General features: G+C 62.0%; 20 protein-coding genes and 1 tRNA gene. 10 read left to right on the top strand and 11 right to left on the bottom strand.

Features of this window, described 5'->3' with window-relative positions:
- Positions 1-29: 29 nt before the first annotated feature.
- A complete protein-coding gene (locus AK81_RS13175) occupies positions 30-782 on the top strand; it encodes a TerC family protein (RefSeq protein ID WP_043199608.1) in 753 nt (250 codons plus the stop codon).
- A gap of 131 nt (positions 783-913) precedes the next feature.
- Here AK81_RS13175 and AK81_RS30255 read toward each other — a convergent pair whose 3' ends face one another.
- Complete coding sequence (locus tag AK81_RS30255) at positions 914-1,087, bottom strand: hypothetical protein (RefSeq protein ID WP_193393761.1); 174 nt, start codon at positions 1,085-1,087, stop codon at positions 914-916.
- A gap of 166 nt (positions 1,088-1,253) precedes the next feature.
- On the opposite strand from AK81_RS30255, the gene AK81_RS13180 reads away from it, so the two are divergent.
- Complete coding sequence (locus AK81_RS13180; RefSeq protein WP_043199609.1) at positions 1,254-1,988, top strand: peptidase C39 family protein; 735 nt, start codon at positions 1,254-1,256, stop codon at positions 1,986-1,988.
- 120 nt (positions 1,989-2,108) lie between these two features.
- On the opposite strand, the gene AK81_RS13185 is transcribed toward AK81_RS13180, so the two are convergent.
- Positions 2,109-3,392, bottom strand: a complete 1,284-nt coding sequence (locus tag AK81_RS13185; protein ID WP_043199610.1) for an NAD(P)/FAD-dependent oxidoreductase — start codon at positions 3,390-3,392, stop codon at positions 2,109-2,111.
- Between the two features lie 203 nt (positions 3,393-3,595).
- Between AK81_RS13185 and AK81_RS13190 the strand changes: the two genes are divergently transcribed.
- The 3 genes from AK81_RS13190 to AK81_RS13200 all read left to right on the top strand — a co-directional run bounded on the left by AK81_RS13190 (position 3,596) and on the right by AK81_RS13200 (position 5,095).
- Positions 3,596-3,672 (top strand) — tRNA-Val (locus AK81_RS13190).
- Between the two features lie 132 nt (positions 3,673-3,804).
- Entirely contained in the window at positions 3,805-4,374 is a 570-nt protein-coding gene (locus AK81_RS13195) for an SPOR domain-containing protein (RefSeq protein WP_043199611.1), read from the top strand.
- Between the two features lie 295 nt (positions 4,375-4,669).
- Positions 4,670-5,095, top strand: a complete 426-nt coding sequence (locus tag AK81_RS13200) for a bifunctional (p)ppGpp synthetase/guanosine-3',5'-bis(diphosphate) 3'-pyrophosphohydrolase (protein ID WP_016498975.1) — start codon at positions 4,670-4,672, stop codon at positions 5,093-5,095.
- A gap of 3 nt (positions 5,096-5,098) precedes the next feature.
- On the opposite strand, the gene AK81_RS13205 is transcribed toward AK81_RS13200, so the two are convergent.
- From AK81_RS13205 to AK81_RS13215, 3 genes are all read right to left on the bottom strand, one after another.
- Positions 5,099-5,791 carry an endonuclease gene (locus AK81_RS13205; protein WP_043199613.1) on the bottom strand — a complete coding sequence of 231 codons (693 nt, stop codon included), beginning with the start codon at positions 5,789-5,791 and terminating at the stop codon, positions 5,099-5,101.
- A gap of 6 nt (positions 5,792-5,797) precedes the next feature.
- Positions 5,798-6,040: a DUF1654 domain-containing protein gene (locus tag AK81_RS13210; RefSeq protein ID WP_016498977.1), complete on the bottom strand. Its 243-nt coding sequence runs from the start codon at positions 6,038-6,040 to the stop codon at positions 5,798-5,800.
- An 83-nt stretch (positions 6,041-6,123) separates the two neighbouring features.
- A complete protein-coding gene (locus AK81_RS13215; protein ID WP_043199615.1) occupies positions 6,124-7,041 on the bottom strand; it encodes a LysR substrate-binding domain-containing protein in 918 nt (305 codons plus the stop codon).
- A gap of 225 nt (positions 7,042-7,266) precedes the next feature.
- Between AK81_RS13215 and AK81_RS13220 the strand changes: the two genes are divergently transcribed.
- Together AK81_RS13220 and AK81_RS13225 are read left to right on the top strand one after the other, a co-directional pair.
- Positions 7,267-8,565, top strand: a complete 1,299-nt coding sequence (locus tag AK81_RS13220; protein WP_043199616.1) for a dicarboxylate/amino acid:cation symporter — start codon at positions 7,267-7,269, stop codon at positions 8,563-8,565.
- Positions 8,566-8,576: 11 nt separating this feature from the next.
- A complete protein-coding gene (locus AK81_RS13225; RefSeq protein ID WP_043199617.1) occupies positions 8,577-10,055 on the top strand; it encodes an amino acid racemase in 1,479 nt (492 codons plus the stop codon).
- A gap of 181 nt (positions 10,056-10,236) precedes the next feature.
- Here the strand turns inward: AK81_RS13225 and AK81_RS13230 are convergent, their stop codons facing one another.
- From AK81_RS13230 to AK81_RS13245, 4 genes are all read right to left on the bottom strand, one after another.
- A complete protein-coding gene (locus AK81_RS13230; RefSeq protein ID WP_043199618.1) occupies positions 10,237-11,226 on the bottom strand; it encodes an Ldh family oxidoreductase in 990 nt (329 codons plus the stop codon).
- A 24-nt stretch (positions 11,227-11,250) separates the two neighbouring features.
- A complete protein-coding gene (gene dctA / locus AK81_RS13235) occupies positions 11,251-12,552 on the bottom strand; it encodes a C4-dicarboxylate transporter DctA (protein WP_043199619.1) in 1,302 nt (433 codons plus the stop codon).
- A 263-nt stretch (positions 12,553-12,815) separates the two neighbouring features.
- Positions 12,816-13,985 (bottom strand): UxaA family hydrolase, encoded by a 1,170-nt coding sequence (locus AK81_RS13240; RefSeq protein WP_043199621.1) that lies wholly within the window; start codon positions 13,983-13,985, stop codon positions 12,816-12,818.
- A 2-nt stretch (positions 13,986-13,987) separates the two neighbouring features.
- Positions 13,988-14,272 carry a UxaA family hydrolase gene (locus tag AK81_RS13245; protein WP_043199623.1) on the bottom strand — a complete coding sequence of 95 codons (285 nt, stop codon included), beginning with the start codon at positions 14,270-14,272 and terminating at the stop codon, positions 13,988-13,990.
- Positions 14,273-14,408: 136 nt separating this feature from the next.
- Between AK81_RS13245 and AK81_RS13250 the strand changes: the two genes are divergently transcribed.
- Both AK81_RS13250 and AK81_RS13255 read left to right on the top strand, forming a co-directional pair.
- The gene (locus AK81_RS13250) at positions 14,409-15,149 is read left to right on the top strand and encodes a GntR family transcriptional regulator (protein ID WP_050491877.1); all 741 of its coding nucleotides are present in this window, start codon (positions 14,409-14,411) and stop codon (positions 15,147-15,149) included.
- 181 nt (positions 15,150-15,330) lie between these two features.
- Positions 15,331-17,376, top strand: coding sequence for a TonB-dependent receptor family protein (locus tag AK81_RS13255; protein ID WP_050491878.1), 2,046 nt, complete (start codon positions 15,331-15,333; stop codon positions 17,374-17,376).
- A 337-nt stretch (positions 17,377-17,713) separates the two neighbouring features.
- On the opposite strand, the gene AK81_RS13260 is transcribed toward AK81_RS13255, so the two are convergent.
- On the bottom strand, positions 17,714-18,469 hold the full coding sequence (locus AK81_RS13260) for an SDR family NAD(P)-dependent oxidoreductase (protein WP_043199625.1): 756 nt from the start codon (positions 18,467-18,469) through the stop codon (positions 17,714-17,716).
- A gap of 232 nt (positions 18,470-18,701) precedes the next feature.
- On the opposite strand from AK81_RS13260, the gene AK81_RS13265 reads away from it, so the two are divergent.
- Complete coding sequence (locus AK81_RS13265) at positions 18,702-21,173, top strand: hypothetical protein (RefSeq protein WP_050491874.1); 2,472 nt, start codon at positions 18,702-18,704, stop codon at positions 21,171-21,173.
- 49 nt (positions 21,174-21,222) lie between these two features.
- Here AK81_RS13265 and AK81_RS13270 read toward each other — a convergent pair whose 3' ends face one another.
- Positions 21,223-21,927 (bottom strand): GntR family transcriptional regulator, encoded by a 705-nt coding sequence (locus tag AK81_RS13270; RefSeq protein WP_241496076.1) that lies wholly within the window; start codon positions 21,925-21,927, stop codon positions 21,223-21,225.
- Positions 21,928-22,052 lie beyond the last annotated feature (125 nt).

Below are 22,052 nucleotides of genomic sequence, written 5' to 3' on the forward strand. Positions count from 1 at the left end.
CCCTAAACCGCCGCTGCAGGATTTGAACAATGGAATACTTGCTGGAACTCGCCGCTAGCCCTACCGCCTGGGTTGCCCTGGCTACATTGGTGGCCATGGAAGTTGTGCTGGGCATCGACAACCTGATCTTCATCTCCATCCTGACCAACAAACTGCCGGTGGAGTACCGCTCCAAGGCGCGGCGTATCGGTATCAGCATGGCGTTGGTCATGCGCCTGGCCTTGCTCAGCACGGTGGCCTGGATCGTACAGCTGACCGACCCGGTGTTCGAAGTGTTCGGTAATGCCTTCTCCTGGAAGGATGTGATCCTGATTGCCGGTGGCCTGTTCTTGCTGTGGAAGGCGACCAAGGAGATCCACGAAAGCGTTGACCCGCACGGTGCCAAGGAAGAAGCCAAGGTCGGTTCGACCATTACCCTGGGCTTTGCTGCGGCAATCTTCCAGATCCTGCTGCTGGACATCGTCTTCTCGGTGGACAGCATCATCACCGCTGTGGGCATGACCGAGCACTTGCCGATCATGATCATTGCCGTGATCGCCGCAGTCATCGTCATGATGGTGGCCGCCGACCCGCTGGCCAACTTCATCAATGACAACCCGACGGTGGTCATGCTGGCCCTGGGCTTCCTGATCATGATCGGCATGACGCTGATCGCCGAAGGCTTTGGCGCTCATGTGCCGAAGGGGTATGTGTATGCGGCCATGGCGTTCTCGACCGTGATCGAGATGCTCAACATCTTTGCTCGCCGGGCGCGATTGAAGCGTGAGGCCGCTGAAGGGTGATGTAAAGGCGGGGCGCGCTGCGCCCCATTCGCGGGCAAGCCCGCTCCCACAGGTACCTCACTGCGCCTTGGCATTGTGAGGTACCTGTGGGAGCGGGCTTGCCCGCGAATGGGGTTCAGGAAATCCTGAGGTCAGTGCACCTCGGCATGCCGCCGTGCCTGGCGCACAGGTTGCGGTTTGGCGGGGGCCTGCGGTGGCAGGTGGTGGGAATGACGCCGCACGATACGCAGCACACCCCACAGCATGGCGGCTGCAACGCTCAGCCACATGCCTACCAGCATGAAAATTGCCATGGTCAGGCTCATCTGTGCCTCCATCTCTACGGCAAGTGCTCGATTGGCCAGCGCTTGCCTTCCAGACACTGCTTTAGTCTAGCCCTTCGCCTGTGACGTTCCATCGAACAAAGGTCTATTGCTTGGTCCGATTCGCTCCAAGCGGCTGTCGGACTATACCCGCGCCGCTGTCGGACCTATGATCGGTGGCCAGAGCCGGGCGCTGCCTGCCTGGCGTTGGAACAAGCGAGTGTCCATGCAGCAACATTCCATCAAAGCTGCCCCACGGCGGCTGCTGGTCGCCTGTCTGATGGCCGCCACCCTGGCCGGCTGTGCCAGCGCACCGCCCGCCAACCTCAAGGGCCTGCCGCAGCGGGTCGAGATCAGCAGCATGCCGTTCTACCGTGGCAACGCCAACCACAGCGGTGCGATGGCGCTGGCAGCGATGCTGTCGCAACAGGGCGCGCCCATCACCCCGGGCCTGCTGGACAAACCATTGAACCTGCCGCAGGGCGCCGAAGCGCTGGACACTGGCATCCCTCGTGTGGCGCGGGACTATGGCATGGTGGTGTACCCGTTGGACAAACAACTGGACGCGCTGCTGGCCCAGGTGGCGGCGGGCAACCCGGTGCTGCTGCGTTACGAGGAGGGTTCGGCCTGGTGGAGTGAGCCACGTTATGCGGTGCTGATCGGCTATGACCGCTACAAGCAGCGTGTACTGCTGCGCTCGGGCATGCACCGGCGCCAAGTGATGGCGTTCGATGCCTTTGCGTCGGCGTGGGCGAAGCAGGGGAGTTGGGCGGTGCTGGTGCAGCCACCGCGGCAGTTGCCGGCCCAGGTGGACCGTGAGCGCTGGTTGAAGGCTGCGGATGAACTGGCGCGGGCGGGGCAGGAGATTGCGGCGAAGCAGGCTGTGAATAGCCTGAACAAATAGCGTTGCCTGTGCCGGCCTCTTCGCGGGCAAGCCCGCTCCCACAGGGAAAGCACCAAATTTGAAAGTGATGCTGTCTCTGTGGGAGCGGGTTTACCCGCGAATAGGCCAGGCCTGCTTACATCAGAAGCCCAGGCGATCGCGCAGGCTGTAGTACCAGGCACCAATGGCGCTGAACGGCACGCGCAGCATCTGGCCACCCGGGAACGGGTAGTGCGGCAGGCCGGCGAAGGCGTCGAAACGCTCAGCCTGGCCGCGCAGGGCCTCAGCCAGCACTTTGCCCGCCAGGTGGGTGTAGGTCACGCCGTGGCCCGAGCAACCCTGCGAGTAGTAGATGTTGTCGCCGATACGGCCAACCTGCGGCAGGCGCGACAGGGTCAGCAGGAAGTTGCCGGTCCAGGCGTAGTCGATCTTCACGTTCTTCAGCTGCGGGAAGGCCTTGATCATCTTCGGACGAATGATCGCCTCGATGTTGGCCGGGTCGCGCGCGCCATACACCACGCCACCGCCGAAGATCAGGCGCTTGTCGCCGGTCAGGCGGTAGTAGTCGAGCAGGTAGTTGCAGTCCTCGACGCAGTAATCCTGCGGCAGCAGGGTGCGCGCCAGTTCTTCGCCCAGTGGTTCGGTGGTGATCACCTGGGTACCGCATGGCATGGACTTGGCGGCCAGTTCCGGCACCAGGTTGCCCAGGTAGGCGTTGCCGGCGACGATGATGAACTTGGCGCGCACTTTGCCTTGAGGGGTGTGCACGACCGGGTTGGCACCGCGCTCGATGCGGATTGCCGGGGTTTGCTCATAGATGATGCCGCCCAGCGACTCGACCGCAGCGGCTTCGCCCAGGGCCAGGTTCAGCGGGTGGATGTGGCCGCCGCTCATGTCGAGCATGCCGCCGATATAGCTGTCGCACGCGACCACTTCACGGATGCGCTTCTGGTCCATCAGCTCGAGCTGGTTGTGGCCGAAGCGTTCCCACAGGCGCTTTTGCGACTCCAGGTGGCCCATCTGCTTGCTGGTGATGGCGGCGAACACGCCACCGTCTTTCAGGTCGCACTGGATGTTGTACTTGGCCACGCGCTCACGAATGATGCGCCCGCCTTCGAAGGCCATGTGGCCCAGCAGTTGCGCTTCCTTGGGGCCGACGGTGCGTTCGATGACGTCGATGTCGCGGCTGTAGCTGTTGACGATCTGGCCGCCGTTGCGGCCCGATGCGCCGAAGCCGACCTTGGCCGCTTCGACGATGCTCACCTTGAAGCCGTTCTCCAGCAGGAACAGGGCGCTGGAAAGGCCGGTGTAGCCGGCGCCGATGATGCACACATCGGTTTCCACCTCACCCTGCAGCGCCGGACGTGGCGGCACCGGGTTGGCCGAGGCGGCGTAGTAGGACTGGGGGTAGGGGGTGTTAGCCATGCTGCAGGAACCTCGTGTTTTATATTTTTAACGAATGTACCGATGCTATCAATAATAATAAACACCCGCTAGTCGTCTGATGAAAATCCTTTACGGGGAACCTGCCAGCGCCTCTCTATATAAAGAGTTTAAGATTCAGTAGGTTAGCTCGAAAAAAAGTGTTGACAGGGTTTTTGGAATGCGTAGAATGCGCACCACACGACAGGCACATAGCTCAGTTGGTTAGAGCACCACCTTGACATGGTGGGGGTCGTTGGTTCGAGTCCAATTGTGCCTACCAAATCGAAAAAGGGCGATCAGAAATGATCGCCCTTTTTTCATGTGCGCGTGAATTAGCGTGTAACGTTTGGTCGCGGTTCGGGGCATACCCCGGCATGCTAGAATCCGCGCCTTCGAAACTGGAGGTACACGCGTGCGCAAACTGGCTGTGGTAATGGCAGTGCTCGCCCTGGCGGGCTGTGAGAACGAGGTCGAAGGGGTGCACAAGCAGGTGGCCGAACACCTGCACAACCCCAAGACCGCCAAGTTCGGCAACGTGCGGATCGACACCCAGGGCACCATCTGCGGCCAGGTCCGCGGCAAGGACGATGCCGGGCAGTACGAAGCCTACCGCAGCTACGTGGCCATCAAGCGCGACGGCCAGTACGACATCATCGTCGACGACAACGGCAACAACCTGCGCATCCGCGAAGTGTGCGGCGGCGCCGACCTGCAGCGCCGTGCCGATGCACTGGCTGGCCAGCCGGCACCAGAAGGCTGGGATGTGGAAGTGATCCAGGGCGCCAACATGGGCGCGCTCAGCGACATGACCGCACGGCTGATCGAAAAGGGCATCCCGTCTTCGGTGGAATACCGCAACGGCAAACCGGTGGTGCTGATGGGGCCGTTCCCTACCCGTGAAGAAGCGCAAGCGCGCAAGGACGAAGTGATGGCCAAGCTGGGCACCGATTCGGTGGTCATCCAGCACGGCGCAACTCGCTAAGCCCGAGGCCACGGGTGGGAGCCCGGAACCTTTGCGGGACTTGTGGGAGCGGGCATGCCCGCGAAGAACCCGGCGCGGTGGATGGCACGGGCTTCGCCCGTGTTCGCGGGCTCGCCCGCTCCCACAGTGATCGCGCAAACTCTTGGATTTTGAACAAGACAGTTGCTCCCGCAACAGTTGCATCCACAAAGGCCGCGCCAACCGGGTGTGTGCAGCTTTGTCAGGCGTATGTTAGACATTGTTCACACAAGTTTGGCTATGCTTGGGGGGAAGATGCCGAACGGGGAGGGGCCTCATGTCTACACTGGAGCGGGCCATTGCCGTGGCCGCCAGAGCGCATGAAGGGCAATACGACAAGGGTGGGGTGGCGTACATCCTCCACCCGCTACGCGTGATGATGCGGGTGTCCACACCCGAGCAACGGATTGTCGCAGTGCTTCACGATGTGATCGAGGACACCCCGCTGACGTTGTCCGACCTGGCGCGCGAGGGTTTTGCGCTGAAAATCCTTGCCGCCTTGCTGGCGCTCAGCCGCCGTGAGGGCGAGCCCTACCAGGACTTCGTGGCACGCCTGGGCGATGACCCGTTGGCACGCACCGTCAAGCTGGCCGACCTGGCCGACAACAGTGACCTCTCACGCATTCCCTGCCCTGGCCCCGCCGACCTGGCGCGGCTGGCCCGTTACCGGGAAGCCAGCGCCTATCTGCAAGCGCTGGCCTGAGGCTCAGCCGCACGCCTTGAGGTTGACCGGGCCAACAAACTCGTTACCTCGCCCCATCACACAGGCCACCTGCTGGTTGCGTTGCCGCTCCCAAGCCTGCGGCGGGTAGGTCTTGTTCCAGGCCTCGTACAACTGCCGGTCCTGCCTGGACAGGCGCAGGTTGTACTGCTTGCTCATGTAGAAGTAGGTGCGGGCGATCATGCCGCGGATCGACGGGCGCGGCATGACTTTCTTGGCCTTGAAGTCGACCTGGGTCAGGCAGCTGCCGTACTGGCCGCGTTGTTCGGGCAGCCAGCCGAAACTGAAGTTGCTGCGGTCACCGTTGACCTCGCCGATGCTCGGCACCAGGTTGTGCAAGTCGGCTTCTGCGCGTTTGTACACCTCGTCATGCTGCGAGCACTGCTTGCGCCCGCCGCTCTGCCAGCACTGGCGCTGATGGCCGATATGCCAGGCCGGTACGATGTGTTCCCACTCGATGCGCGACGCGCGCTGGGCATTCTTGCGCGGTGCATAGCCACAGGACGCCAGGTCGACCTTGTTGCCCTTGTATTTGCAGCCGCAATAAAACTCGGTCGATTGCGGCGCATAGAGCTTCCAGGCGACCTTCTTGGCCTCCTGGAAGGTGCGCGGGGCGTCGGCTTGCACAAGTGGTGTGGTCAGTAACAGGCAGGCTGCCGCGAAAAGCGAAACTCTCATGCGCAGTCAGTCTTCCTTCGGTACGGTCCAGAAAACCTGCACGCCGCCATCGTCACGGTGGGCGAGGGTGACGTTGTCGTTCTCGGCGATTTCCTCGAGCAAGGTCTCCCAGTCATCCGGGCTTTCCTGCTCCAGGCGAAAGATCAGCGCCGCACGGCTGCGCTGGGCGGTGGGGCTGTTGATGATCTTCTGGATGCGGACACCCAACTGTTCATAGCTGCTCGGAGTGGCGGAGGCGGTGCTGGACACAGGAAGTTCCTTATTTTGCTGTATGCACATACAGTATTTCACTGTAAGTAAATTCGCAACAGCTTGTCAGGCGAAAACTGTGCTCAAGCCTGGGCGGATGCGTGTGCAGCGTTGTCCAGGGTATTCCACAGGCTTCTCATCGTCGGGTTCTGGTTCAACAGCGAACAGTACGAACGGATCTCCAGGCGCGTGCACCATTGGGCGCCGCCGGCTTGCACCAGCAACCCTCTTTCCAGTTCATCCTGCACAGCGCTGTAGGGCAGCCAGGCTACCCCGTAGCCCTCTACGGCCATGCGCACCAGCAGCATTGCCATATCTGCTTCATAGCACCGCTCCAGCGGTGCGATCTCAGGTGCGTTGCGAATGACCACGTCTGCGACTTTTCCCAAAAACGTCGTGGCCGTGTACGCCAGGTGCGGAATGGGTTTGTTGTTTGCAGAAAGCGTGAACAGCGGCTTGCCATGCGCATTGGGTGCGCACACGGGGATGAACGCGTCATGCCCCAGGGCCAGGCTGGCGAAGCGTTCAGGGTCCAGCGAGATGGGGGTAAGCGGGTGATGGTAGACGATCATCAGGTCACAGCTGCCTTCTTCAAGGGCGATGACGGCGTCATTGATGTTGGCTGCCACTACCCGGGCATTGAAGCGTTCATTGTGCTGCTGGAACTGGCTGAGCCATTTTGGCAAAAAGGTCATGGACAGGCTGTGGGCTGCGGTGATCTGGATCGAGCGCCCCGGCATCCGCTTGACGTCCCGAAGATCAGCCCGTAGCGCCATCAGTGCGGCAAGCGCCTGGCGCGATTCATCGCAAAAACTCTGGCCGGCGGGGGTGAGCTGTACCGGGTAGGTGGCACGATCAACCAGCTCCACACCCACCCACTCTTCGAGCGAGCGGATTCTCCTGGAGAGTGCGGACTGCGTAACGCACCGCACCTCGGCGGCGCGCGAGAAATTCTTCCACTCGGCGATCGCCAAAAGGTCGTCCAGCCACTTGATCTGCATCGCTGATCTCCTTCACCAGGCGCACAGTGTAAGCGGGTTCGGACAAGCGCTGATAGCAATGGCTAAAAACTATTCCGAAAACGCATAGGGTCAGCCCTATTAATCATCAACTTGCCTTTCGCGTGGCGATAAACTTGCCCCACACCCACTCGGTCAGTGGGTGTGTCTGTCTTTATTTCAATCCTGCCAAGTAGAAGAAATAGAACATCACTTGAGGAAACTGTCGTGAAAAATAATAAGCTTCCGCGCCGAATTGCCCTGGGTATTGCCCTGGGCGTAGTTGTCGGTTGGGCATGTCATCATTTCGCAGGAAGCGAGCAAGCCGCGAAGGAAATGGCTGCTTACTTCACCATGGTGACAGACATCTTCCTGCGCCTGATCAAAATGATCATTGCACCGCTGGTGTTCGCCACGCTGGTGGGCGGGATTGCCAGCATGGGCAATTCGCGCTCGGTCGGGCGCATCGGCTTTCGTGCCATGGCCTGGTTTGTCTGTGCTTCGGCCATTTCATTGGCGATCGGGATGGCGCTGGTCAATTTATTCGAGCCAGGCGCCGGCATAAACATGCAGGTCGCACAGCATGCGGATGCCGTCGCAGTTCCCGTCAATACGGGTGACTTCAGCCTGAAAGTATTTATCAGTCATGTATTCCCGCGCAGTATTGCAGAAGCAATGGCGAATAATGAAATACTTCAGATTGTGGTGTTCTCATTGTTCTTCGGGTTCGCACTGGCTGGCGTCAACCGTGCCGGGCATACAAAGATTGTTGATTGTATCGACGAACTGTCCAAAGTGATGTTCCGCATTACAGACTACGTGATGGCTTTTGCACCCATCGGGGTATTCGCCGCTATTGCTTCGGCAATCACCACCCAAGGCCTGGGTTTGTTGGTCGATTACGGCAAGCTCATTGTCGAGTTCTACTTGGGCATCCTTCTTCTGTGGGCTGTGTTGTTCGGTGTGGGCTACCTGTTCCTGGGCAAGTCGGTTTTCACGCTTGGCAAACTGATTCGCGAGCCGGTCCTGTTGGCGTTCTCGACCGCCAGCAGCGAGGCGGCCTACCCGAAAACCATGGAGGCGCTGGAAAAGTTCGGCGCTCCGAAGCGCGTGTCCAGCTTCGTCTTGCCGCTGGGCTACTCGTTCAACCTCGATGGCTCGATGATGTACCAGGCATTCGCCATCATGTTCATCGCCCAGGCTTACAACATCGACCTCAGCTTCACCCAGCAGGTGTTGATCCTTTTGACACTGATGATCACCAGCAAGGGCATGGCCGGTGTTGCGCGCGCCTCGGTGGTGGTGGTCGCGGCGACCTTGCCGATGTTCAACCTGCCAGAGGCGGGCCTGCTGCTGATCATCGGTATCGATCAGTTCCTCGACATGGCGCGTACCGCTACCAATGTCGTGGGCAACAGCATCGCCACGGCTGTAGTCGCCAAGTCTGAGCCACAGTCCGAGCCGGATGAGGCAGGTGAGACCACAGCCCAACCGTCCACCCTCGACCGCTCAGTATCGGTCGCCTGAGGAATAGGCTCATGACGTCGAAGAAGGCAGCTGCGCAGCAACCCCTTTCGCACAAGATCGGGATTGTCGGGGGGCTTGGAGCGCTTGCGGGTGGCGACTTGTTCTACAAGCTTGTGAAGTCGCGGGCAGTGCTGGAGGACCAGGGGCGTTTTCATTTCCTGCTCGAGCAACATCCGTTCAAGGGCGTACAGCTGCCCCTGGACGCTAACGCGAGCATGACATCGCGAAAGTTCTATGCCTTCGAGGTGTGCAGGTCGTTCGAAGCGAGCGGGGTGGATGCAATCATGCTGCCGTGTTTCGCCAGCCAGACGTTTCGTGCAGAGATTCAGGACGAGCTGGGCATCCCTGTGCTGGACATGATGGAAAGCCTGGTACAGCACATCCGCCAGATCGCCGTGTCGGGCAGCACGCTGGGTGTGCTTGCTTCGGATTACGTGCGCCATTCCGGGCTCTTCGAGCGGGCGTTGGGCGCCGAGTACGCAGTGGTGTACCCCGATGCGCAGGCACAAGCCGCGCTCATGCAGGCCATGTATGGGGGCAACGGCATCAAGGACGGGCATCTGGACGGGGTACCGCTGGAGTCGGTGTACCAGGCCTGCCTGTCGGTGCAGGTACAAGGGGCGGCACTGATCGTGCCTGGCATGACCGAGCTGTCCCTGGTGTGCGCCGACCTGCAGCGCCGTGGTATCACGGCGCTCGACATCAACGACCTTTACGCCACGTTTGCCACGCAAGGTTCAGGTGAGCCACGTGACCTGCCGTTCAAGCTGGGTATCGTGGGTGGTGTCGGCCCCGCAGCGACGGTTGATTTCATGGGCAAGGTGGTTGCCAGCACACCGGCAGGTCGTGACCAGGACCATATCAAGATGGTGGTGGAGCAGAACCCGCAAATACCGGACCGCACGGCCAATCTGCTGAATGATGAGGCGGACCCGACGATGGCCATGTACGCGACCTGCAAGCGGCTGGAGAGCGCGGGTGCCAACGCCATTGCAATCCCGTGCAATACCGCCCATGCGTTCGTCGAGCGTATCCAGGAGCACCTGCGCGTGCCGATCGTCAACATGCTTACCGAAACGGTCGACTGGATAAAGCACACGTATGGCTCAGACAAGGTTATCGGCTTGCTGGCCACCTCAGGGACCGTCGCCAGCCAGGTCTATCACCAGGCTGCGAGCCGTGCAGGGCTTGAGGTGATCGTGCCGGCGCCGGATTACCAGAAGCTGGTGATGGAGGCTATATACGGTGAGCGCGGCATCAAGGCAGGTTTCACGGACGGGCTGTGCCGGGATCAGTTGCTGATTGCTGCCGAGCATCTCGCAGAGGTCGGGGCAGAGGTGTTGATACTGGGCTGTACAGAGCTGCCGTTGGTGCTCAGCCACTGTGATGGCTATGACCTGAATGGCAGGGTGGTTGCGCTTGTGGACCCGACGATGATCCTGGCGCGCAGATGTGTAGCGCTGGCGCATAAGCTGCCTGTTGAGCAATGAATCTGCCTCTGTTGAGGGGGAAAGTCATTGGTTGCCTGGTAAATCCTGGGGCTGCTTTGCAGCCCTATCGCGACACAAGGCCGCTCCCACAGGTAACTGCATAAGCCTGAAGCGTGCGCGGTCCCTGTGGGAGCGGCCTTGCGTCGCGATAGGGGCGCAAAGCGCCCCCAAAATCACAATCTCAAACGCAGCTCTCCAGCCGGTCCAGCAACACCTGCGGCACCTCGATGAAATCACTGCGCACTTGCCGTTCCTGTATCCGCCGCTGCCCTGGCAAGCGCACGCCCGGTTGCGCCAGCATGGCAGCGAACAACGCCTCGACATGGCCCAGGTAACCCGCACCAAACCGTTGCGGGTCAATCAGCAACAACAAGTGCGCCACCCCGGGCGCGTCGCCCTCTGCATCGAAGAACGAACTGGCCTGGAAACCAAAATGGCTGCCAGTCAGGCCCGCCGTCAGCAGCTCCACCATCATCGCCAGTGCGGCACCTTTGGCATCGCCCATGGGCACCATGCTGCCGGCCAGCGCCGCCTGCGGGTCGGTGGTGTCGTTGCCGGCGCTGTCGATGGCCCAGCCGGCCGGAATCGGCGTGCCCGCTTGCCGGGCCAGCATCACCTTGCCGCGGGCGACCTTCGACAGCGACAGGTCGATGACAACGGGGTCTGCACCCCGGCGTGGCGAAGCGAAGGCAATGGGGTTGGTGCCAAACAGCGGCGTTCGCCCGCCCCATGGCGCCATCGCGGCGGGCGCATTGCTCAGCGCCAGTGCCAGCAGCCCCTCGCGTGCGGCCCGTTCCACCGGTTGCCCGGCCACGCCGAAGTGGTGCGAGCGGCCGATGGCCAACGCCGCGATACCCAGGCGGCGCGCGGTGGCCATCGCCGGGCCCAGGCCTGCATCGATGGCCGCAAACGCCAGGCCGTGGCAGGCGTCGACGCGTACGACTGCCCCTTCCACCTGCACGTTGGGCTCGGCCTTGGCGTCAACCTTGCCGGTGGCCATCTGTTCCAGGTAGAACGGCAAACGTGACAGGCCATGGGAGGGCAGGCCTTCGCGCTCGGCCTGCACCAGGGCATGTGCGCAACTTTGCGCGGCGCTTTCCGGCATGCCGGCGCTGCGCAGGGCCTGCATGGCAAGTTCATGTGCATGGCGAACGCTGATTTGCACAGTCATGGGGGTGGCTCCTTGCAGCGGGCTTCAGGGTTTTTTCTGCGACAGGTTCAGCGGTGCCTGATCAAGCACAGGCAAACGCCCAGGGGCAGCCAGTTCGGCGCGCGCCTTGGCCAGGTCGAGCTTGCCTTCCCAACGGGCAATCGCCAGGGTGCCGACCACGTTGCCCATCATGTTGGTCAGCGCCCGCACCTCATTGAGGATGCGGTCGATGCCCAGAATCAGCGTAATGGCTGCCACCGGGATGATGTCGTGGCTGGCCAGCGTTGCGGTCAGCACGATCAGCGCTGCGCCAGCCACCCCTGCGCCGCCCTTGGAAGTCACCAGCAGGATCACCAGCAGGCTCAGTTGCTGGCCCCATGACAAGTCGATGTTCAGTGCTTGCGCCAAAAACAACGAGGCCATGGTCAGGTAGATGGCGGCGCCGTCGAGGTTGAACGAGTAACCGGTAGGCAGCACCAGGCCGATCACCGATTTGTCGCAGCCCAGCCGTTCCAGTTTCTGCATCAGCCGCGGCAGTACCGACTCGGTGGTGGAGGTGCCCAGCACGATCAGCAGCTCTTCGCGCAGGTACTTGATCAGCGACCAGATGTTGATGCCACAAGCAAAGCTGATCGAGCCCAGGACTATGCCGATGAACAGCAGGCTGGTGACGTACAGGCAGACGATCAGCAAGCCCATCTGCTGCAACGCCCCGATGCCGTACTTGCCGATGGTGAACGCCATGGCCCCGAACGCCCCGATGGGGGCCAGCCACATGATCATGCCGACGATGCGCAACAGGGTTTCGCCAAACTGCTCGATCACCCGCGCGGCCAGCCGGCTGCGCCTGGACATGCCGGACAGCGCCACGCCGAACAGCACCGAGAACAGCAGCACCTGCAACAGGTTGCCGCTGGCGAAGGCACCGACCACCGAGTTGGGGATCAGCTGGGTCAGCAGGCTGGAGGACTCCTGCGCATGCACCTGGTCAAGGTATTGCGACATGGCGCCACCGTCCAGGCTGGCCGGGTCGATGTTCATGCCGGCGCCAGGCTGCACCAGGTTGGCGATGATCATGCCCAGCAACAGCGCCAGGGTGGTCACCACCTCGAAGTACATGAAGGTCTTGAAGCCGACCTTGCCCAGTTCCTTCAGGCTTTCCATGCGCGCAACGCCGATGGCCACGGTGCAGAAGATCACCAGGGTGATGAGCATCTTGATCAGGCGGATGAACGTATCGCCCAGCGGCTTCATTTCGACCCCGAGCGAGGGCCAGCAGTAGCCCAGGGCGATGCCGGCGATCAGGCCGATCACCACCTGGACGTACAGGTTCTTGAGAATTTTCACGGTTGTTTCTCCAGGAGCGAATACCCCGCGCCAAGCTGGCTGATCAGGGCAGGGGAGCAGGTTCGGGTCTTTTGCGCGGCACGCGGGTGCTCACTACGGTCGTCGTGGCTGCGTGGGCTTGGGGAGAAACACCGGAGGGGGCAGGGCATCAGGGCAGAGCGGTTTCATGAAGGTCTCCATTTATGGTTGTTGTGAGACGTACTTCTTGAACGCAGGCAGAAACAAACGCCGTTGCCTGATGAGGCAGGCAACGGCGCGGCAGGTCAGGCGCTTTCGAACAACCGGGTCAGCACGAACTCGCGGTGCCCGAGGGCTTCGGCGGCAGTGTAGCGGCCATTGGCGGTGCGCATCAGCATGTCGAGCAAGCGGTCGCCGGCATCGTCCATGTTGATTTCGCGCCGCAGCAGGCCGGAGACATCGACATCGATGTGTTCACCCATGGTGCGGAAGGTTCGCGGGTTGGCGCAGATCTTGATCACCGGCAAGATCGGGTTGCCGATGACGTTGCCCTGGCCGGTCGGGAAGAAGTGCGCCACATACCCGGACGCTGCGCACAGGGTGACCATTTCTGCTGCCGCGGACGACGAGTCCATGAACCACAGGCCTGGCCCGGTGGGTGCCTCGGCCTTGTCCAGTACACCGTCGACCCGGCATTTACGGCCGATCTTCTGGATGTTGCCCAAGGCCTTTTCCTCGATGGTGGTCAGGCCGCCTTCGATGTTGCCCTTGGTCGGCTGCGACTCGGACAGGTCGCTGGTTTTCCAGCGGTCGATCATGGCGCTGTAGCGGTCGAACATGAACTGGAACCGCTCCCGCACTGCCGGGGTGCTGCAGCGCTCGGCGACCAGGTGCTCGCCGCCGGTCAGCTCTGATGTTTCGCCGAACACCAGGGTGCAGCCCTGTGCGTACAGCTTGTCGAACGCATTGCCCACGGTGGGGTTGGCGCCACAGCCAGAGGTGGTGTCGGACTCGCCGCACTTGGTCGAGACCCACAGTTCGCTGATGTCGCACTCTTCGCGGCGCAGTTCGGTGGCGTACTGCACGAATTCGCGAGCCTTGCGCGAGGCGGCGCAGATGGTGTTGTGGTCGCCGTTCTGTTCGATCCAGAAGCCTTCTGCCGGCTTGCCGCTGGCGCGGATGCCTTCGACCACGCGGCGGGTCCAGCCGGGCTCGATACCGATCACCACCACCGCTGCCACGTTGGGGTTGCAGCCGGTACCGATCAGGGTGCGGAAGTGCAGCTCCAGGTCCTCGCCGAACTGCAGCCGGCCATACGGGTGTGGCAGCCCGAGGGTGCCCTTGATGTTGTTGGCCACCGCTTCGGCGGCCGCATTGGAGATGTCGTCCACCGGCAGGATGATCACATGGTTGCGAATGCCCACACGGCCATTGTCGCGGCGGTAGCCCAGGAAAGTGCGTCCGTTGAGTTGCATGCTTACCACCTCTTGGTTTTGACGTTGTGGACGTGCAGGTGCTCGCCTTCGCGGATGGGCTTGATCACCCGGCCGATGTCGACGCCGTACTTGATCACCGTATCGCCTTCCTGCAGGTCACGGATGGCCAGCTTGTGGCCGATCGGGATGGCGTCGCGCACCACGAATTCCAGGGTCTGGTCCTGGTCCATGACCCAGCCTGTCAACTTCTGGCCCGCCTGCACGCCTTCGACTACTACGACGCCGACGGCGTCGTCGGCATCGTGGACGACAAAATCAATGCTCATTGTTGTTCTCCTGTGACGGTCATTCATATGCCGTAAGTCATATATAGGACATAGGTTATAGGATAGTCAAGGTGCGCTGCTTTCTTTCGTGCTTGGGGTATACTTGCGCCACACGAACTGCCGACGACAGATGACCATGACCGACGCCCTGCAGAACCCGCAAAAGGCCCCGACCTTCCAGCCGCTGTACATGCAGATCAAGGACTTGCTGATGGAGCGCATCCATACAGGTGAGTGGTCGCCCGGCACGTTCATCCCCAGCGAGGCGGCGCTGGCGACCACTTATCAGGTCAGCGTCGGCACCCTGCGCAAGGCGCTCAACGAGCTGGTAGCCGAGAACGTGGTGGTGCGTCAGCAGGGCAAGGGGACCTCGGTTGCCACCCATGATGGCGACCATGCCTTGTTCCGCTTCTTCAACATCTGCCGCCCCGACGGCGAGCGCTGCCTGCCGGTTTCGATCGTGCTGGGGCGCAAGGTGCGCAAGGCCAGTGCGCAGGAAGCGCAGGCGTTGGGCCTGCAGCCGGGCGCCAAGGTGATCCACATTTCGCGTACCCGCGAGCTGGATGGCAAGCCGGCCATCTACGAGGACATCACCCTGTGCGCCGAGCGTTTCATTGGCCTGGAAAGGCAGCCCGAAGTGCTGCCCAATACGCTGTATCGCCTGTACCAGCAGCGCTTCGGTGCCACGGTGGCGCATGCCGATGAGCGCATCTTTGCCATCAGCGCCGATGCCAGCCAGGCGCAGGTGCTGGGCATAGAAGTGGGGGCGCCGCTGTTGCAGATCGTGCGCATCGCCCTGGATTACCAAGGCAGGGCAATCGAGAAGCGGGTGTCGGTAGTCAGTACCCAGAGGCACTGCTACGCCAACAGGATCTAGTACTGGTTCGCCGTTACCCTTTTGAATTCATTTTTTGCGTATGCCGTGCCAGCGCACGGTAGCGTTGCCCCGGACTTGCCTCGTAAAGGGGCCAGGCCCGGGTTTCAGGAAGTTTCGCATGTACCCAATCCTTTCCCGTTTGCCTGCCCGGACAGGCTTCACCCTTTTGCTGACAGGGGGCATGAGCGTTACTGGCCATGCTGCCCCCGCCACACCCGATGTGGTGGTCATGGACCCGTTGGTGGTGACCGGCGCCTATGCGCCCACCAGCACATTCGACCTGCCGTTTTCGGTGGATACCGTTGACCTGTCCCACGGCACGGATGGCCAACTTGGCGTCAACCTGTCGGAAGTGCTCAGCAAAGTACCCGGGCTGGTGGTGCAGAACCGGCAGAACTACGCGCAAGACCTGCAGATTTCTTCACGGGGTTACGGTGCACGTTCGGCCTTCGGCGTGCGTGGCATCAAACTGTTGAGTGACGGCATACCGGCCAGTACGCCCGACGGGCAAGGGCAGGCCGCCACGCTGAACCTGGACGTGGCCGACCGTATCGAAGTGCTGCGCGGCCCGGCAGCGACGCTGTACGGCAGCAACGCCGGTGGCGTGATCCAGATGTTTACCCGCGACGGGCAGGGGCCCGCACGCGTTGGCGCCGAAACCACCTTCGGCAGCGACGGCTTCAACAAGAATCACCTGTCGGCAGAGGGCGGTAACGACACCGCAGGTTTCGTCCTGGATGCTTCGCGCCTGGATACCGATGGCTACCGCGACCACAGTGCCGCGCGCCGTGACCAGACCTTCGCCAAGGTCAATTTCAAGCCCGACGACGACTCGCGCATGGCGCTGATCTACAGCAGCCTGGAGCAGAACAACACGCAGGACCCGCTGGGGCAAACCTGGGATGCCTACAAGCATGACCCACGCTCCACAGCGGCAGTGGCCGAAACCTACAACACCCGCAAAAGCATCGACCACCAGCAACTGGGCATGAACTACGAGCGCTACTTTGGCGATGCCACGCTGCAGTTCAACCTGTATGCGGGGCGGCGCAGCGTGGTGCAGTACCTGTCCATCCCCAGAACGGTGGCCTCCAACAGCCAGCGTGGCGGCGGGGTTGTGGACTTTGATCGCGAGTTCCACGGTGGAACGTTGCGCTGGATACAGCCGGTTGCCGACGTGCCGGGCAATCTCACCTTCACCGTCGGCGCCGATTACGACCAGAGCAAGGACGACCGCCGCGGCTACCAGAACTTCAGCGGTGACCAGTTGGGCGTGAAAGGTGAGCTGCGCCGTGACGAGAAAGATACCGCTACCAGCCTGGACCCGTACCTCCAGGCGCATTGGGAAATCGGCAACTGGACCAGCGAGCTGGGGCTGCGCTACAGCACCATGGAAATGCGTGTCGACGACCATTACCTGGCCAACGGTGACTCCAGCGGCTCGAAGAAGTACCAGCAGGCCACGCCATCGTTGTCGGTGATGTACGCGTTCACGCCGGACCTGCGCGGTTACGTGAGCGTCGGCAAAGGCTTCGAAACCCCCACCCAGGCCGAAATGGCCTATGCGCCAGGCTTGGCCGAAAGCTTCAACTTCGGCCTCAAGCCCGCCACCAGCATGCAGTACGAAATGGGTGTGAAGTACCGCCTTGGCGAACGCACGCGCCTGAATGCGGCGGTGTACGAGATTCACACCGATGACGAAATCGTCGTTGCCAGCGCTACGGATGGCCGAACCAGCTATCGCAATGGCGGGCGAACTGTACGACGCGGCTTTGAGGCAAGCCTGCAGAGTGACCTGAGCGAGCAGTGGCAGACCACCTTGGTGTATACCCGCACCGATGCCCGCTACGCCGATGACATCAGCCAGACCATCGAAAGTGGCAACCGGCTGCCCGGTGTGCCGCTGAACAACCTGTATGGCGAGCTGGTGTGGAAGCCGGTGTCGTCCATCAGCATGGGGGTTGAAGGGCAGTACCGCAGCAAGGTGTATGTGGACGACAGCAACAACGCCAAGGCCGCACCAGCGTATGCGGTCTTCAACTGGCGGACCCGGTTCGAGCAACAGGTCGGGGCCTGGACGTTCCACCAGCTGGTGCGCCTGGACAACCTGTTTGACCGGCAGTATGTGGGGTCGGTGATTGTCGGCGACAGCAACGGGCGCTATTACGAGGCAGCACCCGGGCGCTCGTGGTATGCGGGGGCGGGGTTGGAGTACCAGTTCCGCTAGCCGACCACGTTCTGATGTCTCGCACCAACCCTGTGGGAGCGGGCATGCCCGCGAAGCAGGCGACGCGGTGGATGGCACCGGCTTTGCCGGTGTTCGCGGGCGCGCCCGCTCCCACAGGGATTGCGTCAGGCGCATATTTTGGGCCAGACGCAGGTCCTGTGGGAGCGGGCATGCCCGCGAAGCAGGCGACGCGGTGGATGGCACCGGCTTTGCCGGTGTTCGCGGGCGCGCCCGCTCCCACAGGGATTGCGTTATGGCACCGGCTTCGCCGGTGTTCGCGGGCACGCCCGCTCCCACAGGGATTGCGCAAGGCTCAGGTGCTGTGCAGGCGCGTTGCTCAGGCCACCGCCTGCGCCCCGGTTATCTCCACCAGTGAGCCACACATGAACGCCGCCTCGTCCGACGCCAGGAAGGCCACCAGCGCGGCCACTTCTTCCGGCTTGCCAATGCGCCCGAACGGCACCATGCGGTCCAGGTCGGCAATGGTGCGGCCTGAGCGCAATACGCCAGCCTCCAGCATCGGTGTGTGAATCTCGCCCGGGCATACGGCATTCACCCGGATCTTCTGCGGTGCATAGTCGCGTGCCAGGTTCTGCGTGAACGAGGCCACCGCCGCCTTGGTCACGTTGTAGGCAATGTGCCCAGGCGCCGGGTACAGGCCCCACTGCGAAGCGGTGTTGACGATGGCACCGCCCCCGGCCTCGATCATGCCTGGCAGCACGGCCCGGCAAAGGTGGAACATGGCATCCAGGTTGACCGCAAAGCTGCTGTGCCAGTCGTCTTCGCTCAGGGCCAGCAGGTTGCCGCGGCGGTTGATGCCGGCGTTGTTGACAAGCACATCGATGCGCCCAAGTTCGCTGGCAACCGCCTGCACCAGGCCACGGCAAGCCTCGCCCGATGCGATGTCAGCGGCCATGGCCAAGGCCTTGCCACCTTCAGCCTCAATGGCCTGCACAACACCCTGGGCCGCCTCAAGGTTGACATCACTGACCACCACGGTCGCACCTTCGCTTGCCAACCGGGAGGCAATGGCAGCGCCAATGCCCCCCGCACCGCCAGTCACGATCGCCACTTTGTTCTGGAACCTGTTCATCCACGACTCCTGTTTTGTTGTGTGCAATGCTGCATGCAAAAGTAGTGAGTGAGTGGGCCAGGTGTCAACAGGCATGACTCACAAAAGCCAATTGTGGCGATTTCCACGCTTGGCATTGGCTCATTGATGTCTATGTGCTATCAAGCTCGCGCCATCTACCCTCTGGAGCCCTACCCATGCCTGGACGCCTGTTTTCCTGCTCAATCCCCGCGTGTTTTGGGGGCATCCAATAGTGGGCATCATCCTTGGACTTATCGTTACCCTGATCGTGTTGGCGCTGATGGCGAAGCTGCTGCGTTTTGCTGGCGTGGCGCTGCAGGCCATGCTCGGGCTCGCGGGTATCGCCATGCTGGGTGTACCTATTGGCTACGGTGTCGCCCTTGAGGCGGTGCTGAAAAAGCCCGGGCTGCGAGCGGCGTTGGCATGGTTTACAGCCGCTGCGACGCTGCTGCTGGCCGTGGGTTGGGGAGCACTTGGCTGGCATGGTTTCTACGACGCTGGTACGTTCGCTGCGCTCAAGTTCCTCGCGCCTGCCGTGTTGTATCCCTGCATGTTTGGCCTGCGCCGCAAGAGCAAGGCTTGCCTGGCAGGGAATGGCGCCGATGCCTGGCTTGTGCAACATGACAAGACGTTCCATCGCTGCGTGCACGGTACCTTCGCCCTGGTGTTGGCTTCGGCGCTGATGCCGGCGCTGTTTGAGGCAATGGGCTGGGCAGGGGCTGAACTGGCTGCATACTCCTACTGGGCTCTCGCGCTGTTGGTGCAGGCTTACTGCATGAGCCAGGACAAGGCTTGCATCGAACTGGAGAAGGCCATCGCCCTGGCGCTGGAGGTGAAGACTTCACTGAACGTCAGCGACAGGCTCAAGGCCTTGGCCAAGGACAGCCTGCTGGACGATGAGGCTGTCGAAACCCTGTTTGATGGTCGGCTGTCGCTGCGGGTGGCCAATGGTTCACTGAGGGAAATCGAAGTCGCCGGCCAGCGCTGGGTGTTCAAGGGCGACTGGTACCGCAACCGCTTCAAGGCGCTGCACGGGGTGTTGATCAAGCAAGCCCGGCACAAGCCAGAGACGTTGGCGGGGCTTGTGCGCAGTGCCTTCGGTTTCGAAGGTGATGCGGGGCAAGACTTCATCGACAGGCAAATGACCTTTGGCCAGTATCGGGACTTCAAGGACGGGCGCTTCTGGGTTGCCTTCGCCGTTTCTCACCACATCAGTTGCTGCACGGCATGCGGGCTGGCCGAACTGCGGCCCAGCGCAAACGACACGGAGTGGTTCTGTTCATCTATCTGCGCCGAGACGGAACAGCTCTGCTTTACCGTGCGAGAGAAGCCAGACCACGAGTTTCTTGCGGATGCGGCCACCACCGGCTTCATTCTCATGGCGGCTGGAAGCGCTTGGGACGCCAATCACAAACTGTTCGCCGCAGGTGGCCAAGGGCATGGTATTGCCGCCGAACGGGGCAACCATCGCCTGGACCGGATGATGGGTCGTGATGCGCAGTTGCTGGGTGACAACAATGCCAAGAACGGTGCAGACCGCCTGGTGCAGGGGCAAATGATCCAGACCAAGTACTGCGGCACAGCTGCCCGTAGCGTCGGCGCTGCCTTTGACGGCCAGCAGGGCATGTACCGGTACTACGATGCGCAGGGGCGACCGATGCAGATCGAGGTCCCCAAGGATCAGTACGTTCAAGCCGTGCGCACACTCGCGAAAAAAATCGAGGCGGGGAAAGTGCCGGGGGTGACCGACCCGAAAGAAGCGCAGAAACTGATTCGCAAAGGCCACCTGACCTACGACCAGGCACGCAATGTCACCAAGTTCGGCACCTTTGAATCGATCAGCTACGACATCGCCGAAGGTGTCATCGTGGGGGCAGTGGCCGGTGGTATCAGCTTTGGTGTCAGCGCGACGCTGTTCTACCTGAAGACCAACGACCGCCGCAAAGCCCTGCAGGTTGCCAGCGTGCAGGCTGGCCGCAGTTTTGGCCGCAGCCTCACGATCTATGTGGCGACCCAGCAGTTGCATCGCCTGCATGTGGTGCAGCGCTCGTTGGCCCTGATCGATGTTAGCGGGCTGGCGCCAAGTACCCGTGGGTTGCTCGCCAAGGGCATGGGTGTCAGCAAGTCGGGGCTGAACAAGGCCTTGCGCGGCACGGTTGTCAGCTCGATCGCGGTCATTGCCGTGACCACCGGGCCAGACCTGCTCAAGCTGGCCCGTGGTCGCATTTCCAAGGCCCAGTTTGCGAAGAACCTGGCGGTAACTTCCTCTGGTGTGGTGGGTGGCGCTGCTGGCTCCATCGTTGGCGGTATCGTCGCAGCCCCGCTTGGTCCGGTGGGCATGATGGTAGGGCGAACGGCCGGCGGCATCATAGGCGGTATTGTCGCCTCGGCGGTTTCCAGCAAGCTGATGGGCAAACTGGTACCGGACGACAAGGTGCTGATCATCCAGATCATCCAGGCCCAACTGGAATACCTGGCCATCGCTTTCATGCTGGCCCAGGAAGAAATCGACAGCGTCAACAGCAACCTTGACCAGGTATTGAACGCCAAGAGCCTGGAAGTGATCTTCGCTGCCAAGGACAATCGTCGGGCGATGGCCAACTTCTATCTGAAACCGGTGGTGGTGGCTGTGGTTCGCCAGCGGCCAGCGCTTAGCTATACGCCGCAAGAGGTGGTGGAGGCGTGGGAAGAACTGGCGGCCTGACCCCAGTGCGCCGTCCCGGGTGCCGCGGCTTCCGAGACGGCTGCAAGCCCTAGGAGATGGACATGCGCGCCGTGAGGTTCTGCTGCATGTAGTCGAGGAAGCGGCGCTGGAACAGCATGGTGTGTTCGTGGGCAGCCGCTTCGGCAGCGTCGGCGTCGCGAGCGGCGATGGCTTCGATGATTTCATCATGGTCGCGGCCCAGGCGATGGGCACCGGCAGAGCTGACCACGTGGTCGAAGTGCAGGTGCAGCAAGCGCTGGCCTTCGCCTAGCAGGCGTTCGTAATAGTTGATGAAGTAGGGGTTGCGCCCGGCCCGGGCAATGGCCATGTGGAAGGCCTTGTTCAGCTCGGACATGGCTTGGAAGTCGCCGCTGGTCACAGCCTGGAGGTAGGCCGCGTCCGCTTTGCGGATGGCCGCCAGGTCTTCTTCGCGATGCTGGGTGGCGGCCAGGCGGGTGACGGCGCGCTGGATCAGGTCCAGGGCAGAGATGTAGTTGGGGAATTCCTCGATCTCGAACGGCGTCACCAGCGTGGTGCGGTTTGGCAGGATCACCACCAGCCCTTCGGTGATCAGGCGGGCCAGGGCATCACGTACCGGCGAACGGGACAGGCCGAACTGCGCAGCCAGCGAGACTTCGTCCAGCTGTACGCCGGGCTTGAGCTTCAGGGTGAGAATCTGTTTGCGCAGCTCTTCGTATATGTAGCGGCCGCTGTGGCGTCGTGGCGCGCCTTCGGTGTCGGTATCTTTGGCCATCATCAGGTCTCGGTTGGGCTCGGCCGTATCATACAGGCCGGCCCTTGTTGTTTTCATCCTATGGGGTGGCCTGGGCCCTTGTAGGAGCGGCCTTGCCGGGGCGCCGGACCGGTCGGATGGGCCGC

This window comes from Pseudomonas putida W15Oct28, assembly GCF_000708715.2.
Classification (GTDB): Bacteria; Pseudomonadota; Gammaproteobacteria; order Pseudomonadales; family Pseudomonadaceae; genus Aquipseudomonas; species Aquipseudomonas putida_R.